Annotated in this window: 17 protein-coding genes; 10 read left to right on the top strand and 7 right to left on the bottom strand. The window is 61.3% G+C overall.

Annotated features, from left to right (window positions below; genetic code table 11):
- Positions 1-118 precede the first annotated feature (118 nt).
- On the top strand, positions 119-1,585 hold the full coding sequence (locus ACYZUM_RS17690) for a purine-cytosine permease family protein (RefSeq protein WP_473060941.1): 1,467 nt from the start codon (positions 119-121) through the stop codon (positions 1,583-1,585).
- Positions 1,578-2,507, top strand: a complete 930-nt coding sequence (locus ACYZUM_RS17685) for a PfkB family carbohydrate kinase (RefSeq protein ID WP_222018657.1) — start codon at positions 1,578-1,580, stop codon at positions 2,505-2,507. The genes ACYZUM_RS17690 and ACYZUM_RS17685 overlap by 8 nt, the downstream gene beginning before the upstream one ends.
- 124 nt (positions 2,508-2,631) lie before the next feature.
- Here ACYZUM_RS17685 and ACYZUM_RS17680 read toward each other — a convergent pair whose 3' ends face one another.
- The 4 genes from ACYZUM_RS17680 to ACYZUM_RS17665 form a co-directional block, all read right to left on the bottom strand.
- Positions 2,632-3,012, bottom strand: a complete 381-nt coding sequence (locus ACYZUM_RS17680) for a Rho termination factor N-terminal domain-containing protein (protein WP_145594247.1) — start codon at positions 3,010-3,012, stop codon at positions 2,632-2,634.
- Between the two features lie 92 nt (positions 3,013-3,104).
- Positions 3,105-3,359: a hypothetical protein gene (locus ACYZUM_RS17675; protein WP_007961959.1), complete on the bottom strand. Its 255-nt coding sequence runs from the start codon at positions 3,357-3,359 to the stop codon at positions 3,105-3,107.
- A gap of 44 nt (positions 3,360-3,403) precedes the next feature.
- Positions 3,404-3,748 carry a hypothetical protein gene (locus ACYZUM_RS17670; RefSeq protein WP_047295624.1) on the bottom strand — a complete coding sequence of 115 codons (345 nt, stop codon included), beginning with the start codon at positions 3,746-3,748 and terminating at the stop codon, positions 3,404-3,406.
- Positions 3,749-3,830: 82 nt separating this feature from the next.
- A complete protein-coding gene (locus tag ACYZUM_RS17665; RefSeq protein ID WP_473060940.1) occupies positions 3,831-4,499 on the bottom strand; it encodes an HD domain-containing protein in 669 nt (222 codons plus the stop codon).
- A gap of 159 nt (positions 4,500-4,658) precedes the next feature.
- Between ACYZUM_RS17665 and ACYZUM_RS17660 the strand changes: the two genes are divergently transcribed.
- Positions 4,659-5,138 (top strand): GNAT family N-acetyltransferase, encoded by a 480-nt coding sequence (locus tag ACYZUM_RS17660; RefSeq protein ID WP_007961964.1) that lies wholly within the window; start codon positions 4,659-4,661, stop codon positions 5,136-5,138.
- Between the two features lie 3 nt (positions 5,139-5,141).
- On the opposite strand, the gene ACYZUM_RS17655 is transcribed toward ACYZUM_RS17660, so the two are convergent.
- A complete protein-coding gene (locus ACYZUM_RS17655) occupies positions 5,142-5,615 on the bottom strand; it encodes a hypothetical protein (RefSeq protein ID WP_108183467.1) in 474 nt (157 codons plus the stop codon).
- 190 nt (positions 5,616-5,805) lie between these two features.
- Between ACYZUM_RS17655 and ACYZUM_RS17650 the strand changes: the two genes are divergently transcribed.
- From ACYZUM_RS17650 to ACYZUM_RS17630, 5 genes are all read left to right on the top strand, one after another.
- Positions 5,806-6,795, top strand: coding sequence for a 2-dehydro-3-deoxygalactonokinase (locus ACYZUM_RS17650; protein WP_473060939.1), 990 nt, complete (start codon positions 5,806-5,808; stop codon positions 6,793-6,795).
- A 19-nt stretch (positions 6,796-6,814) separates the two neighbouring features.
- Positions 6,815-7,435, top strand: coding sequence for a 2-dehydro-3-deoxy-6-phosphogalactonate aldolase (locus ACYZUM_RS17645; protein WP_473060938.1), 621 nt, complete (start codon positions 6,815-6,817; stop codon positions 7,433-7,435).
- A gap of 48 nt (positions 7,436-7,483) precedes the next feature.
- The gene (gene dgoD / locus ACYZUM_RS17640; RefSeq protein WP_007961968.1) at positions 7,484-8,632 is read left to right on the top strand and encodes a galactonate dehydratase; all 1,149 of its coding nucleotides are present in this window, start codon (positions 7,484-7,486) and stop codon (positions 8,630-8,632) included.
- Positions 8,633-8,812: 180 nt separating this feature from the next.
- Positions 8,813-10,117, top strand: coding sequence for an MFS transporter (locus ACYZUM_RS17635; protein WP_473060937.1), 1,305 nt, complete (start codon positions 8,813-8,815; stop codon positions 10,115-10,117).
- A 60-nt stretch (positions 10,118-10,177) separates the two neighbouring features.
- The gene (locus tag ACYZUM_RS17630; protein ID WP_041069258.1) at positions 10,178-10,981 is read left to right on the top strand and encodes an IclR family transcriptional regulator; all 804 of its coding nucleotides are present in this window, start codon (positions 10,178-10,180) and stop codon (positions 10,979-10,981) included.
- Here the strand turns inward: ACYZUM_RS17630 and ACYZUM_RS17625 are convergent.
- Complete coding sequence (locus ACYZUM_RS17625) at positions 10,978-12,030, bottom strand: NAD(P)-dependent alcohol dehydrogenase (protein WP_041069261.1); 1,053 nt, start codon at positions 12,028-12,030, stop codon at positions 10,978-10,980. The genes ACYZUM_RS17630 and ACYZUM_RS17625 overlap by 4 nt on opposite strands.
- A gap of 190 nt (positions 12,031-12,220) precedes the next feature.
- Here ACYZUM_RS17625 and ACYZUM_RS17620 point away from each other — a divergent pair, with 190 nt between their 5' ends.
- Positions 12,221-13,111 carry an AraC family transcriptional regulator gene (locus ACYZUM_RS17620; protein WP_473060936.1) on the top strand — a complete coding sequence of 297 codons (891 nt, stop codon included), beginning with the start codon at positions 12,221-12,223 and terminating at the stop codon, positions 13,109-13,111.
- 182 nt (positions 13,112-13,293) lie between these two features.
- On the opposite strand, the gene ACYZUM_RS17615 is transcribed toward ACYZUM_RS17620, so the two are convergent.
- Entirely contained in the window at positions 13,294-14,958 is a 1,665-nt protein-coding gene (locus tag ACYZUM_RS17615) for an electron transfer flavoprotein-ubiquinone oxidoreductase (protein WP_473060935.1), read from the bottom strand.
- 525 nt (positions 14,959-15,483) lie between these two features.
- Between ACYZUM_RS17615 and ACYZUM_RS17610 the strand changes: the two genes are divergently transcribed.
- Positions 15,484-16,233, top strand: coding sequence for an electron transfer flavoprotein subunit beta/FixA family protein (locus ACYZUM_RS17610; RefSeq protein ID WP_003226982.1), 750 nt, complete (start codon positions 15,484-15,486; stop codon positions 16,231-16,233).
- Positions 16,234-16,235: the final 2 nt, after the last annotated feature.

Below are 16,235 nucleotides of genomic sequence, written 5' to 3'. Positions count from 1 at the left end.
CTCATTGTCTGGATTACGACTGCTGCGCAGCCGAGCGGGAGCAAGCTCCCTCGCCACAAGAGCAATAAATTTTGCGTCATTGCCACAACCACAATAAAGGCAAACAGGAGCACTGTTCATGAGTTCATCAAACGTCGGGCCAAGCGCCGGGCAGCTGGAAACCCGGGGGATCGAGCCGGTGCCGGAAGCCGAGTGCAACGGCCATCCGCTGCAACTGTTCTGGGTCTGGTTTGCGGCCAACATTTCCATTCTCGGACTGCCGCTGGGCGCTACGCTGGTGGCGTTTCGCGGGCTGGCAATCTGGCAGGCGATCATTGTCGCGATTGTCGGCGCAGCCGGTTCGTTTGCGGTGGTGGGAATCATCTCGATTGCCGGCCGCCGCGGCCGCGCGCCGAGCCTGACCCTGTCGCGGGCAATCTTCGGCGTGCGCGGTAACATCGGCCCGACCCTGGTCTCGCTGATGTCGCGGCTGGGCTGGGAAACCGTCAACACCACCACCGCCGCATTCGTGTTGCTGTCGCTGTGCTCGATCCTGTTCGGCTCACCGGTTGAAGCGAAAAGCGCGCCCGTGCTGACCCTGCTCTTCATCGCCATTTTCGTGTTGCTGACCCTGTCGGTTTCCGGCCTCGGTCACGCCACCTTGCTGGTGATCCAGAAGTGGGCGACCTACGTGTTCGGCGCGCTGAACATTCTGGTCGGCGGCTTCCTCTGCGCGACCATCGACTGGAGCGCGGTGTTCAACGCCACGCCAGCGCCGCTGAGCGCGATGATCATCGGCATCGGCACCATGGCCGCCGGCACCGGGATCGGCTGGGCTAACGCCGGTGCGGACATGTCGCGCTATCAGCACCGCAGCGTCAAGGCTGTACGGCTGGTCGCCTCGGCGGCGTTCGGTGCGGGGATTCCGCTGGTGCTGCTGATCACCCTCGGCGGCCTGCTGTCGGTGGGCAACAACGATCTGGCATCGGCGACTGACCCGATCGTGGCGATCCGCGACATGCTGCCAACGTGGATGGCTGTGCCGTACCTGATCACCGCATTCGGCGGCCTGCTGCTGTCGAACAACCTGTCGGTGTACTCCGCCGGTTTGACCACGCTGACTTTGGGTCTCAAGGTCAAACGCGTCTACGCAGTGGTGGTCGACATCGTGGCGATCTTCGCCGGTTCGATCTACTTCATGCTGATCGCCGACAGCTTCTACGGCCCGTTCATCACCTTCATTTCCCTGCTGGCGGTGCCGATCACCGCGTGGGTCGGGATCTTCGTGGTCGACCTGATTCACCGTCACTACTACAGCCCGAAAGACCTGCTCGACGTCAGCCCGAGCAGCGCCTACTGGTACAGCGGCGGCATCGAGTGGCGTGCGTTCGGCGCCTGGGCGATTGCCATCGTGCTCGGCTTCAGTTTCACCACCATCGGCACCACCGCCGAGAACGTCTGGTTCAAGGGCTTTTTGTCCGACTCGTGGCTGGGGCACAACGGTCTGGGCTGGATCGTGACCTTCGTGGTGGCCGGTGGCATTTACTTCGTCCTCGGCGGGGCGAAAGACCGCCGCGCCGCGCAAGTCGAGAATGCTCATGCCTAAGATGTTGCACACCGGCCAGGTCATCATCGACCTGGTCATGGCCGTGGATCGGTTGCCGCAAATCGGCGGCGATGTGCTGGCGCAGTCTGCCGCGTTCGAGGCCGGCGGCGGTTTCAACGTGATGGCCGCTGCCGTGCGCAATGGTTTGCCGGTGGTTTATCTCGGTCGCCACGGCAGTGGGCGTTTCGGTGATCTGGCGCGTCAGGCGATGAAGGATGAAGGCATTCATATCGGCATCCCGACGCCTGCGCAACGCGACACCGGGATTTGCGTGGCGCTGACCGATGCGTCGGCCGAGCGCAGTTTCATTTCCTACATCGGCGCTGAAGGTGAGGTGACCGAGGAGGATTTGAACAGCGTGGCCGCCGAGGCGGGCGATTACGTTTATGTGAGCGGCTACAGCCTGCTGCATGCAGGCAAGGCGCAAGCTTTGCTGGACTGGACGCTGGCGCTGCCGGACGCGATCAACGTGTTGTTCGATCCGGGCCCGCTGGTCGAGTCGCCGGACTCGGCGTTGATGCAAGCGCTGCTGCCGCGCATCGATGTGTGGACCAGCAACGGCGTCGAGGCGTTGCGCTTCACCGGAGCTGCGGACATTGGCGCGGCACTGGACCGACTCGCCGAACACTTACCGCAAGACGTGCTGTTGGTGGTACGCGACGGGCCGCAGGGTTGCTGGATTCAGCAGGCCGGTGAACGTCGGCATGTGCCGGGGTTCGCCGTGAAAGCCGTGGACAGCAACGGTGCGGGGGATGCGCATGCCGGGGTGTTTGTCGCCGGGTTGGCGCAGGGCTTGGATGCGCATGAGGCGGCGCGGCGGGCGAATGCGGCAGCGGCTTTGGCAGTCACGCGATGGGGGCCGGCGACAGCGCCGGGGGCGGCTGAAGTGGATGGGTTTATCCGCGAGTCCTGCGGCGACTGAACTGACGCTTTCGCTGGCAAGCCAGCTCCCACAGGTTTACAGGGTGAAACGCAAATTTGTGTACCCCGGAGTCACTGTGGGAGCTGGCTTGCCAGCGATAAGGCCTTCAGCCTCACAACACATATCAGCCCGCTTTGCGCAACGCCGCAATCAACTCATCCTTGCGCATCGAAGAGCGCCCGGCGATATTCTTCGCCCGCGCCTCTTTCCTCAGACTGTCCACAGTCTGCGTCTCGCGCGACGCCTTGCTGTCGCGCGCATGTCCCTCGCGACTGGCCACCGCTCGCCGCGATGATTCTTTGCGATCTTCGGACTTGGCACTCGCCGGTTTTCTGCGTCCGGAGCCGCCAGCCTTTTCGCCGCCGCCCGACTGTTTGTTGACCGTCGCCCAGGCCCGCGCTTCGGCTGCATCCTTCGACAAGCCTTTTTTCTCATAGCTGTCTTCGATGTGTTCGGCCTTGCGCTTCTGTTCGGCGGTGTATTTGTCTTTGCTTCCACGAGGCATGGGATTTCTCCTTGCACCAGTAGATGGGTTTCATATGTAGGAGCAGCCAGCGGCAGCTCCTGCATGATCATGTGTTCACACAACCACCGCTTCTAGACATCCAGCTTTCTCGCCGCTTCAACGCCCGCGGCACTGAGCTTGATCGGCAGATTCAACGAGTGTTCGCCGGCTTCATTGCAGGTCACATGACCATGGTGAATCAGTCCGCGATCCTGCAGGGCGGCGAGGGCGCTGGCCACGACTTTCTCACCGCGATAGTTGTCCAGCACCTCTTTGCCCAATCCACTCGGATGGGCGTGCAGCAGGCGGGTAAGGACTTCTTTTTCCAGGTTTTTATCGACGTTCATGGTTACCTCTTCATGGATGTGAATAGGACGCTCGCGTCGGCGAACTACTGCCCGCTGCCTTCGGAACCCGAGCCACCGGTAGTGGTTTTCGAGCCGATGCCGGGGCCGGCGTTATCGGGTGTTGCGGGGGAGTCGGGGGTGTTCATGCCACCCTGGCGGCCGGGGTCACTGCCTTGGGTGCGTGGGTCGGTGCCCGTGGCAGGTGGCTGGTTGATCAACGGAACCCCGGAGCCATCGGTGTTCATGCCTGGGGCACTGTTAATGGCCGGGGCGCGCGGTGATGGAACCGGATCGGTGGGACCGGTGCCCGCTGCAGTGGTAGAAGCGGCGAAAACCGCAGGGCTCAGCAGGGCGGCGAAAACGAGGGCAGTCAACCTTGACGGGATCATAGGGCTTCTCCAGTGATTGGAATCCTTACCTGTGTTTGGTCTGCCCCTGAATCGGATTGGTGCCTGATGATCGACGAACGGTCTATTGGCGAAGTGCGGCATCAATGCCGATCTCTTCCTTGAACTGCTCCATGAAACCCTTCAGACGCTGATGGCGGATCTGCGCCAGACGCTGCCCGGCGGCAGTCTGGAAACCGTCGGCCAGGTGCAGCAGCTTGGTCTGAAAGTGGTCGAGGCAGAAGCGTGTGTCGTCGTAGTCGCGCTCCTTGGCTTCAGGGTCCAGCGGGTCATACAACGCACTGCCCATGCGCCCGGCGACGTAGAAGGTGCGGGCAACGCCGAGCATGCCCAGCGAGTCGAGCCGATCGGCGTCCTGGACCAGTTTCGCTTCGAGGGTCAGCGGGGTGATGTTGGCGGAAAAACTGTGGGCTTCGATGGCGTGGCTGACGGCGGCGATTTTGCTTTCGGGCCAATCCAGATCGGCCAACACGTTGGCGGCTTTGTCAGCGGCAAGGCGCGAGGCCTGCGAGCGCAGCGGCGAGTTCTTTTCGACAGCTACGCAGTCGTGCAGCAGCACGGCGGCGAGCAATACTTCGAAGTCGCCGCCTTCCTCGGCCTGCAAGGTGCGCACGGTGTGCCAGACCCGTTGCAAGTGAGCGAGGTCGTGGGCACCGTCGTCGGAGGTCTCCAGAGCGTGGGGCAGCAACTCGGCGGAGAGTGAGGTGAGCGGCGCAAAAGCAGTGGCGTTCATGAACATCCTTGCAGACTTACCTGAATTTTGAAGCCCATGATACTTCTGTGGTGAGGGGATAAATCCCCTCACCACAAGGTTCTCTACCAGGTATGGAATGTGACGAGCGCCGCCCACGGCTTTAGTATGGCGCTTTCCCTTTTCCGACAAGGCCCGTTCATGACGATCGAAATCCGCCCGGCGACCCCCAGCGATGCGCCGCAAATCCTCGCCTTCATCACCGAACTGGCAGATTTCGAAAAGGCCCGCCACGAAGTGATCGCCAGCGTCACCGATATCGAGCGCAGCCTGTTCAGTGAAGGCGCCACGGCCCATGGTCTGATCTGCCTGCGTGACGGTGTGCCGATCGGTTTTGCGGTGTTCTTCTTCAGCTATTCGACGTGGCTCGGCAGCAATTGCCTGTACCTCGAAGACCTCTACATCACCCCCGAACAACGCGGCGGCGGGGCCGGCAAAACCCTGTTGCGGCATCTGGCGAAAATCGCCTGCGACAACGACTGCGGGCGCTTCGAATGGAGCGTGCTGGACTGGAACACCCCGGCCATCGAATTCTACAAATCCCTTGGTGCGCAGCCGCAGGAAGAGTGGGTGCGCTATCGCATGGATGGCAAGGTGTTGCGGGAGTTTGCCGAGGGATGATCGTCAGGGCGTCGATGTGGTTTTGGCGGTGTCATCATCAGTCATTTCCCAATTGCCGCTGAGCAACCCATCAAGTGTCTTTCGCACGGAAATCTTGAAAGCCCCGGCCTTCTCTTCATCGAAGGCCGCTTTCCAGTAGGTGTAGCCCTGGCTGAAATCCGGAATCTGCGCCGTTTCTCCCACGCGCCGAGTCAGGCTGCGCTGCAAAGCCTCGGCCTGGAAAGGCAGGTGGGGCATTGCGGTGAACTCGCCTCCGGTGACCGGGTTGATCATCCGAATGCCATCAACGCGGATATGCACGACGGTGCCGTAATGCGGATAACCTTCGATTTTGAGGATGGTCAAGGTCGAGGCTTCTTCACCCGGCCGGGTGTTGTAAGCCCAGATATCACCCTCCTTGATAGCGGGCAAGGCGCTGGCAATCGCCGCGAAGCAGAGTGCGCCACAGAGCAGTAACGCCGTTAAAGCGGTTTTCATTTTTTCTTCCCTGAACATATCGAGAGCGGTCGTCGCATGGACGCGGCCGGCATTTTAAAGATTTGGCAGAGAAACGCTTGTTACACTTGTAAGTCCCATAATGTGGGAATGATATTTATATATTGAGATTTATCTGCGCCAAGGTTTATAGTCCGTCGCACTCACTGCCAAAAACAAAACAGGTGATGCGATGCAGGCGCAATTGATCGCGCTCGATTGGGGGACGACCTCATTACGTGCTTACAAACTCGCGGCGGGCGCAGTGGTGCTGGAGCAGCGTGCGCTGTCGTCCGGAATCATGCAGTTACCGAAGACGCCTCGAGTCATCAACGGTGGTGAATGCTCCGACGGTTTTGAATTGGCCTTCGAAGAGGCGTGTGGCGACTGGCTTGATGCGCAGCCGGATCTGCCGGTGATCGCCTGCGGTATGGTCGGCAGCGCCCAGGGCTGGCGCGAAGCGGCCTACTGCGAAACGCCGGCAAACGTCGCCAATCTCGGAAACTCCCTACAAACGCTGGTCAGCCTGCGCGGCACACGGGTGCATATCGTGCCGGGCGTGATCCAGCGCTCTCGTCTGCCCAATGTCATGCGCGGTGAAGAAACCCAAGTCCTCGGCGTACTGCAGAACCTGCCGGCCGAGGCGGGCGGCGATCTGTTGATCGGTCTGCCGGGCAGCCATTCCAAGTGGGTGGAAGTGATCGACGGCTGCATCACGCATTTCGATACGTTCATGACCGGCGAAGTGTTCGCCGTGCTCAGTGAACACAGCATTCTCGGGCGTACCCAGCAACAGGGTGCAGCGTTCGATGGGCTGGCGTTTGACCGTGGCGTGCAAGTGGCGCTGTCGGCGGACGGCGAACTGGGCGTGCTCTCCACATTATTCAGTGCACGCACCTTGGGCCTGACCGGCGAACTGGCCCCGACGGCGCAAGCGGATTACCTGTCCGGGCTGATGATCGGCCATGAACTGGCGGCGCTTGCCGCCGTGCAGCGGCGTCGGCGCCACAGCGTGCATCTGCCTGCAATCATCCTTATTGGCAACGCGCAACTCTGCGCCCGTTACGGCCGTGCCCTCGAGGCTTGCGGTTTCGCTCGCGTCACGCTGGCCGAGCAGGCCACCGAGCGTGGCCTGTGGCAACTGGCGCTGGCCGCCGGACTGCTCGATTCCTCATCCCGTTAACCCTGACTGGAGGCCTGACATGCTCAAGCAAGCATTGGCACAAAACGGTCTGATCGCAATCCTGCGTGGCCTGCATCCGCAGGAAGCCGCTGCTGTCGGAGAAGTCCTGTATGCCGCCGGATTTCGCGTCATCGAAGTACCGCTCAATTCCCCGTCGCCGTACGAAAGTATCCGCATCTTGCGTCAGACCTTGCCCGCCGATTGCCTGATCGGTGCCGGCACGGTGTTGACCCCGGAGCAGGTCGAGCGGGTGAAAGAGGCGGGCGGCCAAGTGATTGTCATGCCGCACAGCGACGCCAAAGTGCTGCGTGCGGCGAAAGTGGCGGGGCTGTACCTGTCGCCGGGTGTCGCCACGCCGACCGAAGCCTTCGCGGCACTGGAGGAGGGCGCGGACATTCTCAAGCTGTTCCCGGCCGAGCAGATGGGCCCGGCGGTGGTCAAGGCGTGGCTCGCGGTGCTGCCTTCCGGAACGGTGCTGGCGCCGGTCGGCGGGATCACCCCGGACAACATGCAAGCGTTCATCGACGCCGGCGTGAAAGGTTTCGGCCTCGGTTCCGGACTGTTCAAACCGGGCATGACGGTTGAGCAAGTGGCGGCCAATGCCAAGGCCTACGTGGCTGCCTGGAAGGCCCTTCGCTGAGATTTATCCGGCGCTGCGTGCGCTGCATCTAACAAGAGAGACAAGCAGATGAAAATCACCAAACTCACCACCTTCATCGTCCCGCCGCGCTGGTGCTTCCTCAAGGTCGAAACTGATGAGGGCGTGACCGGTTGGGGCGAGCCTGTGGTCGAGGGCCGCGCCCACACTGTCGCCGCTGCCGTTGAAGAGTTGTCCGACTACCTGATCGGCAAAGACCCACGCAACATCGAGGACATCTGGACCGTGCTGTATCGCGGCGGCTTCTACCGTGGCGGTGCGATTCATATGAGTGCGCTGGCCGGTATCGATCAGGCGCTGTGGGACATCAAGGGCAAGGCCCTCGGTGTGTCGGTCAGCGATCTGCTGGGCGGTCAGGTGCGCGACAAGATCCGCGTGTATTCGTGGATCGGCGGCGATCGTCCGGCCGACACCGCACGCGCCGCGAAAGAGGCGGTGAGCCGTGGTTTTACCGCGGTGAAAATGAACGGCACCGAAGAACTGCAGTTCCTCGACTCCTTCGAGAAAGTCGATCTGGCCCTGGCCAACGTTGCCGCCGTGCGCGATGCGGTCGGGCCGAACGTCGGTATCGGCGTCGACTTCCACGGTCGGGTGCACAAGCCGATGGCCAAGGTGCTGATGAAGGAGCTCGACCCGTACAAGCTGATGTTCATCGAAGAGCCGGTGCTCAGCGAAAACTACGAAGCGCTGAAGGAGCTGGCGCCGTTGACCAGCACACCGATAGCCCTGGGCGAGCGGCTGTTCTCGCGCTGGGATTTCAAACGGGTGTTGAGCGAAGGTTACGTCGACATCATCCAGCCGGATGCCTCGCATGCCGGTGGTATCACCGAAACCCGCAAGATCGCCAACATGGCCGAAGCCTACGACGTGGCGCTGGCGCTGCATTGCCCGCTGGGGCCGATTGCGCTGGCGGCGTGCCTGCAACTGGATGCGGCTTGCTACAACGCGTTCATTCAGGAGCAGAGCCTGGGCATCCATTACAACGAGAGCAACGATTTGCTCGACTACGTGAAGGATCCGCGGGTGTTCGACTACGACCAGGGCTTCGTGAAGATTCCGAACGGGCCGGGGCTGGGTATCGAGATCAACGAGGAATACGTGATCGAGCGCGCTGCCGTCGGCCACCGCTGGCGCAACCCGATCTGGCGCCATGCCGACGGCAGTTTTGCCGAGTGGTGATTCCCTGAATCACCTGTGTCCCCCTGTGGGAGCGAGCCTGCTCGCGAATGCTATGTCACATCCGACATCGATGTGACGGACCCGACGCTTTCGCGAGCAGGCTCGCTCCCACAGTGTTGATCTCCATGGATGGGAGATGGCGTCAATGACCTCAAATAATCATAAGAAGAGGCACCCCCCATGCCAACGCAAACCCTCACCGGGCAGGCGTCTTTAGTCACGCCCAGCCGCAAGCGATTTTTCATCATGGTGCTGTTGTTCATCACCGTGGTCATCAACTACCTCGACCGCAGCAACCTGTCGATTGCCGCGCCTGCGCTGACCAGCGAACTGGGCATCGACCCGGTTCACGTCGGGCTGATTTTCTCCGCATTCGGCTGGACCTACGCCGCGATGCAGATTCCCGGCGGCTGGCTGGTGGATCGGGTGCCGCCGCGCATCCTCTACAGTGTCGCGCTGCTGCTGTGGTCGCTGGCCACGGTGCTGCTCGGTTTTGCCGCGAGTTTCATCGCGCTGTTCGTATTGCGCATGGCGGTCGGCGCGCTGGAAGCCCCGGCCTATCCGATCAACAGCCGCGTGGTCACCACCTGGTTTCCCGAGCGCGAGCGGGCCACGGCGATTGGTTTCTACACCTCCGGGCAGTTTGTCGGCCTGGCGTTTCTGACCCCGGTACTGGCCTGGCTGCAACATGAATTCGGTTGGCACATGGTGTTTGTCGCGACCGGTGCGGCGGGCATCATCTGGGCGGCGATCTGGTACGCGGTGTATCGCGAACCGCGAGATTTCAAGGGCGCCAACAACGCGGAGATCGACCTGATCCGCGAGGGTGGCGGACTGGTAGACATTCAAGCGCAAGCAACCAAGGCCTCATTCAGCTGGACCGATCTCGGCATCGTCCTGAGCAAACGCAAGTTGTGGGGCATCTACCTCGGCCAGTTCTGTCTGAACTCGACGCTGTGGTTCTTCCTGACGTGGTTCCCGACCTATCTGGTGAAATATCGCGGCATGGACTTCATCAAGTCCGGCCTGTTGGCCTCGCTGCCGTTTCTCGCGGCGTTTGTGGGCGTGCTGTGCTCGGGATTCTTTTCCGACCTGCTGATCCGCCGTGGCTGCAGCGTGGGCTTCGCGCGCAAGTTGCCGATCATTGGCGGGCTGCTGATTTCCACCTCGATCATCGGTGCCAACTTCGTTGAATCGACACCGCTGGTGATTGCCTTCCTGGCGCTGGCGTTTTTCGGTAACGGATTGGCATCGATCACCTGGTCGCTGGTCTCGACCCTCGCTCCGGCGCGGTTGCTGGGGCTGACCGGCGGGGTGTTCAACTTCATCGGCAACCTGTCGGCAATTGCCACGCCGATTGTCATCGGTTTCCTCGCCAGCGGTGATTCGTTCGCCCCGGCGATTACTTACATCGCGGTTCTGGCGCTTATCGGTGCATTGTCCTACGTGCTGCTGGTGGGCAAGGTCGAGCGTATCGAGTTGTAGTCGTCTGCGTCGGGCGACCATAATGCCGCCCGTTCCCTCGCTCAACGGTAAAGGCTGGATATGCAGGAAGACGCCCCGGAAAAAACCAAGGACGCCGCCCCCACCGGCACCCAGACGCTGCTTCGCGGCCTGGGCGTGGTGCACGCGGTGGCCAGTGGCGCCCGCGATTTGAAAGAGATTGCCCGGCTGATCGGCACCACGCGCAGCACCACCCATCGTCTGGCCAGTTGCCTGGTGGACGAGCGCTATTTGCGCGTAGTGCCGCAAATCGGCTATCTGCTGGGGCCGAAGCTGATCGAGCTGGGGTTTCAGGCGCGTGAAGAGTTGCCGCTGGTGAGTCTGGCCGGGCCGTATCTGGACGAGTTGTCGGCGCTGACCGGCGACACCGTGCACCTGGGCATTCGCGAAGGCGACGAGGTCTTGTATCTGCTGAAGAATCCGGGGCGTAACGGCCCGGAAATGCGCTCGCGGGTCGGCCACCGCATGCCGTTGGCGCGCACCGGGATCGGCAAGGCGTTGATGCTCGATGATGCGCCGCAGGATTGGCAGCGGCTGTACGACATCAGCCTGCCGGCGGGTGGGAAAAGTCAGTTCTGGCCGCAGCATCCCCAGCAATCGTGGGAACAGCTCGAGCAGCGCATGACCGAGTACGTGGCCGGCGGCTACGCCTTCGATCTGGAGGACAACGAACCGTCGATCCGCTGCGTGGCGGCGCCGATTCGCGATGCGAGCAAGCGCATTGTCGCGGCGATCAGCATCGCCAGCACCGTGCCGTACATGCCGCTGGAAAAAATGGCCGAGCTGATCCCCCTGATCAAAGGGGTCACAGCCCGGCTCTCGGCGGAGCTTGGCTTGAAGGTTTAAAGCTTCAAGGTCGCCATGTCGATCACGAAGCGGTACTTCACGTCACCGGCAATCATCCGCGCGTAAGCTTCGTTGATCTGGCGGATGTCGAGCATTTCGATGTCGCAGGTGATGTTGTGCTCGGCGCAGAAATCCAGCACTTCCTGGGTTTCGGCGATGCCGCCGATCAACGAGCCGGCCAGTACGCGACGGCCCAGCACCAGATTGGCGGCGTGCACGGGCGGATCGATCGGTTCGATCAGGCCGACCAGAATGTGCACGCCATCAAAGCGCAGGGTTTGCAGGTACGGGTTGAGGTCGTGCTGCACCGGAATGGTGTCCAGCAGGAAGTCGAAACGGCCCGCAGCGGCGGCCATTTGCTCGGCATCGGTGGAGACGATCACATGATCGGCGCCCTGACGACGGCCTTCTTCGGCCTTGCTCGCCGAACGGGTGAACAGCGTGACTTCCGCACCCATGGCCTTGGCGAACTTGATGCCCATGTGGCCGAGGCCGCCCATGCCGAGAATCCCGACCTTGTCGCCGGCCTTGACCCCGTAGTGCTTGAGCGGTGAGTAGGTGGTGATGCCGGCGCAGAGGATCGGCGCGGCGCTGGCCAGATCCAGCTTTTCCGGAATGCGCACCACGAAGTGCTCGCTGACCACGATGCTGTCCGAATAACCGCCCATGGTGTTGCTGCCGTCGACCCGGTCCGGGGTGGCGTAAGTCATGGTCGGGCCTTCGAGGCAGTATTGCTCGAGGTTCTGCTGGCAGGCGGCGCAGGTGCGGCAAGAGTCGACCATGCAGCCGACACCGACCAGATCGCCGACTTTATGTTGAGTGACGTTGGCACCGATGGCAGTGACTTTGCCGACGATTTCATGGCCGGGCATCAACGGATACACGGCGATGCCCCATTCGTTGCGCGCCTGGTGGATGTCGGAGTGGCAGACGCCGCAGTACAGGATCTCGATCGCCACGTCGTCGGCGCGCGGGCTGCGGCGTTCGAATTTCATCGGGGCGAGGGGAGTGGTGGCCGATTGAGCCGCATAACCGATAGCGGTGTACATGAGAAACCTCGCAGAAGCAGTGACAGGTGAGGTGGCGCATTTTGGGCGCCGACTGCCGCTGCGGCCATGACGATTCCTCCGGGTCTCATGCCTAATCCTCCGGCATGCAGGTCTGGGCAAGCGCATTGGCAAAAGGATCTGCGATGATGCTTGCATGCCTTTTTCCGTGACTTTTTTGAAGACCCCTCCGATGCAGTTGACTCGCCACCTTGATGCCAATGCCACGCTGGTTTCGCTGATCGAGCCGCTGGCGCTTTGCGACGGTTACAGCCAGACCGGGTTACCCGGTGTGCAGGTGTTGCGCGCCAGTTGCGACGTGGCGCGTGGCCCGCACATTTACGAGCCGAGCCTGATGATCATCGCCCAAGGCAGCAAACTGGCGTTCCTCGGCCCGCGCACCATGGAATATGGCGCCGGGCACTACCTGATTCAGGCGCTGCCGGTGCCGTTCGAGTGTGAAACCTTTGCCTTGCCGGATGCGCCGTTGCTGGGTGTATCGGTGGCCATCGACCGGGTGTTGCTCGGCGAACTGGTGCTGGCCATGGGGCTGGCGCCGGGGCGGCACATTCCGGCGCAGACACCGGAGTCGATGACCTCGGTGGTGCTCGACGATGACATGCGTGGCTGTGTCGAACGCTTGCTGCGTTGCCTGCACGATCCGCTGGAGCGGCAGATTCTCGGACCGGCGCGGGTCCGCGAATTGTTGTTCACTGCGTTGCGCGGGCCGCAGGCCGATGTGTTGCGCGCACTGGTCGAACAGCAGGGGCAGTTCGCCCGGGTCGCGGCGTCGATCAGCCATCTGCATGCGCATTACACCGAGCCGCTGAATGTCGAGACGTTGGCCAGTTGCGCGAACATGAGCTTGTCGTCTTTTCACGAGCACTTCAAGCGCAGCACGCTGTTGTCGCCGGTGCAGTATCTCAAGCGCCTGCGCTTGCTCAAGGCGCAGACCTTGCTGGTCGCCGAAGGGCTGGGCGTGGCGCAGGTGGCGCATCGGGTGGGGTATCAGAGCACGTCGCAGTTCAGTCGCGAATACAAGCGCTACTTCGAGCGCAGTCCGGGCGAGGAACGCGTGGCCTGAGAGTTTGCGTGACCCTGTGGGAGCTGACTTGCCAGCGAAGGCGGTGATCCAGGCTGCCAAGATGTCGACTGACACGGCCCCATCGCTGGCAAGCCAGCTCCCACAGGGGATGATGTGATGCATTAAATTTTGGGCAACAAAAAGGCCCCCATTTCGGGAGCCTCGTTGTTCAGCGATGCGACTTACATGTTCGGGTAAGTCGGGCCGCCAGCGCCTTCCGGCGTGACCCAGGTGATGTTCTGCGAAGGGTCCTTGATGTCACAGGTCTTGCAGTGCACGCAGTTCTGGGCGTTGATCTGGAAGCGCTTTTCACCGTCTTCCTTGGTGATCACTTCATATACACCGGCCGGGCAGTAGCGCTGTGCCGGTTCGTCGTACATCGGCAGGTTGCGGCTCAGCGGAATGCTCGGGTCGGTCAGCTTCAGGTGGCACGGCTGTTCTTCTTCGTGGTTGGTACCGGAGATGAACACCGAGCTCAGTTTGTCGAAGCTGAGTTTGCCGTCCGGCTTCGGATAGTCGATCTTCTTACAGTCGGCCGCGAGCTTCAGACAGGCGTAGTCCGGTTTGGTGTCGTGCAGGGTGAACGGCAGTTTGCCGCCGAAGATATTCTGGTCCAGCCAGTTGAAGCCACCGCCGACAATCGCGCCGAACTTGTGGATCGCCGGGCCGAAGTTGCGGCTGGCAAACAGTTCGTCGTAGAGCCAGCTCTTCTTGAACGCGTCGACGTAAGTGGTCAGCTCTTCGGTGCCATCCTTCTCGGCGAACAGGGCGTCGGCCACCGATTCCGCGGCGAGCATGCCGGACTTCATCGCGGTGTGGCTGCCTTTGATCTTGGCGAAGTTCAGGGTGCCGAGGTCGCAACCGATCAGCGCGCCGCCCTTGAAGACCATTTTCGGCAGCGAGTTCAGGCCACCTTTGCAGATGGCGCGGGCGCCGTAGCTGACGCGTTTGCCGCCTTCCAGGTACTGCGCCAGCACCGGGTGATGCTTGAGGCGCTGGAACTCGTCGAACGGCGACAGGTAAGTGTTGCTGTAAGACAGGTCAACGATCAGACCGACCACAACCTGGTTGTTTTCCAGGTGATAGAGGAACGAGCCGCCGGTGTTTTCGGTGCCCATGATGTCCAGCGGCCAACCGGCGGTGTGCACCACCAGGCCTGGCTGGTGTTTGGCCGGGTCGATTTCCCAGATTTCTTTCAGGCCGATGCCGTAGTGTTGGGCGTCGGCCTCGCTGTCGAGGTTGTAGCGCTTGATCAGTTGCTTGCCGATGTGGCCACGGCAGCCCTCGGCGAACAGCGTGTACTTGCCACGCAGTTCCATACCCGGGGTGTACAGGCCTTCTTTCGGGTTGCCTTCACGGTCGACGCCCAGATCACCGGTGATGATCCCGCGCACGATGCCGTTTTCGTCGATCAAGGCTTCCTGAGCGGCGAAGCCCGGGTAGATTTCCACGCCCAGGTTCTCGGCCTGCTGGGCCAGCCAGCGGCACAGGTTGCCCAAAGAAATAATGTAGTTGCCTTCGTTGTGCATGGTCTTGGGCACAAAGAAGTCAGGGATTTTCTGCGCGCTGTCGGCGTTTTTCAGCACGAAAATGTCATCGCGGGTGACCGGCGTGTTCAGCGGGGCGCCGAGTTCTTTCCAGTCCGGGAACAGTTCGTTCAGAGCGCGTGGTTCGAACACGGCACCGGACAGGATGTGTGCGCCGACTTCGGAGCCTTTTTCGACCACGCAGACGCTGATTTCCTTACCGGCTTCGGCGGCCTTCTGCTTCAGACGGCAGGCGGCGGACAGGCCAGCGGGGCCGGCACCGACGATGACCACGTCGAATTCCATGTATTCGCGTTCCACAGGCTATCTCCTACTCAAGGCTCAACAGTTTTTTTTCTAATTTGGAGGTTCGGTGTCGCATCCGTTATTGCCTTTACGTTAACGTCAAGGGTAATAATGGGCAAACCACCTTTCTCTCTAGGCGGCGCATTATATCTACACCACTCCGAGCGTCCAATACAAACGTTTGTTTGAATCGGCTCCAGCCCAGAGAAATCAAAGAAGCGCGGCTTATGAACGGCCATTTTGCCGTATTGACCGGAATAGGCGTTCCGGTCAAGATACGGGCGGTTTTGCGCTCGCCGTAGGCAGACTGGCGGTTTCAAGAGCACCTCTAAAGACAGGGCACAGGCAGTTCAAGGTGATGCGCAGCGCAACTCCGGCGCGCAGTTTACACACCGTGCGATTCAATGACCCGTTGGTCACCACTGACGAACGGTCATCGCCCCCAGCCAGCGTTTTTAGAGGTGCCCTTGTGCCCGATGAGCATCAACCGCCAGGTTCGCCTAGGCGACTTTCTTTTCACCGGAGAGTAACGAGGAATCCATGAAGGTTCTTGTAGCTGTCAAACGCGTTGTGGATTACAACGTCAAGGTTCGCGTCAAGGCGGACAATTCCGGCGTAGACCTCGCCAACGTCAAGATGTCGATGAACCCGTTCTGCGAAATCGCAGTGGAAGAAGCCGTACGCCTGAAAGAGAAAGGTGTTGCGACTGAAATCGTCGTCGTCTCCATCGGCCCGTCCACCGCTCAGGAACAGCTGCGTACCGCACTGGCTCTGGGTGCCGACCGTGCCATCCTCGTCGAATCCGCTGAAGACCTGACTTCGCTGGCTGTGGCCAAGCTGCTCAAGGCTGTGGTCGACAAGGAACAGCCTCAGTTGGTGATCCTGGGCAAACAGGCGATCGACAGCGACAACAACCAGACCGGCCAGATGCTCGCTGCACTGAGCGGCTACGGTCAGGGCACTTTCGCTTCGAAAGTCGAAGTCTCCGGCGACAGCGTTGCCGTGACCCGCGAAATCGACGGCGGCGCGCAGACCGTTTCCCTGAAACTGCCGGCCATCGTCACCACCGACCTGCGTTTGAACGAGCCGCGCTACGCGTCCCTGCCAAACATCATGAAAGCCAAGAAGAAGCCTCTCGAAGTGCTGACTCCGGACGCTTTGGGCGTTTCCACCGCCTCCACCAACAAGACCCTGAAAGTCGAAGCGCCGGCTGCACGCAGCGCGGGTATCAAGGTCAAGTCGGTGGCTGAACTGGTCGAGAAACTGAAAAACGAAGCGAAGGTAATCTAAAA

Source organism: Pseudomonas sp. m6p, assembly GCF_055760375.1.
The sequence above is the reverse complement of the archived record's forward strand: the minus strand, read 5'-3'. Positions and strand labels throughout refer to the sequence as shown.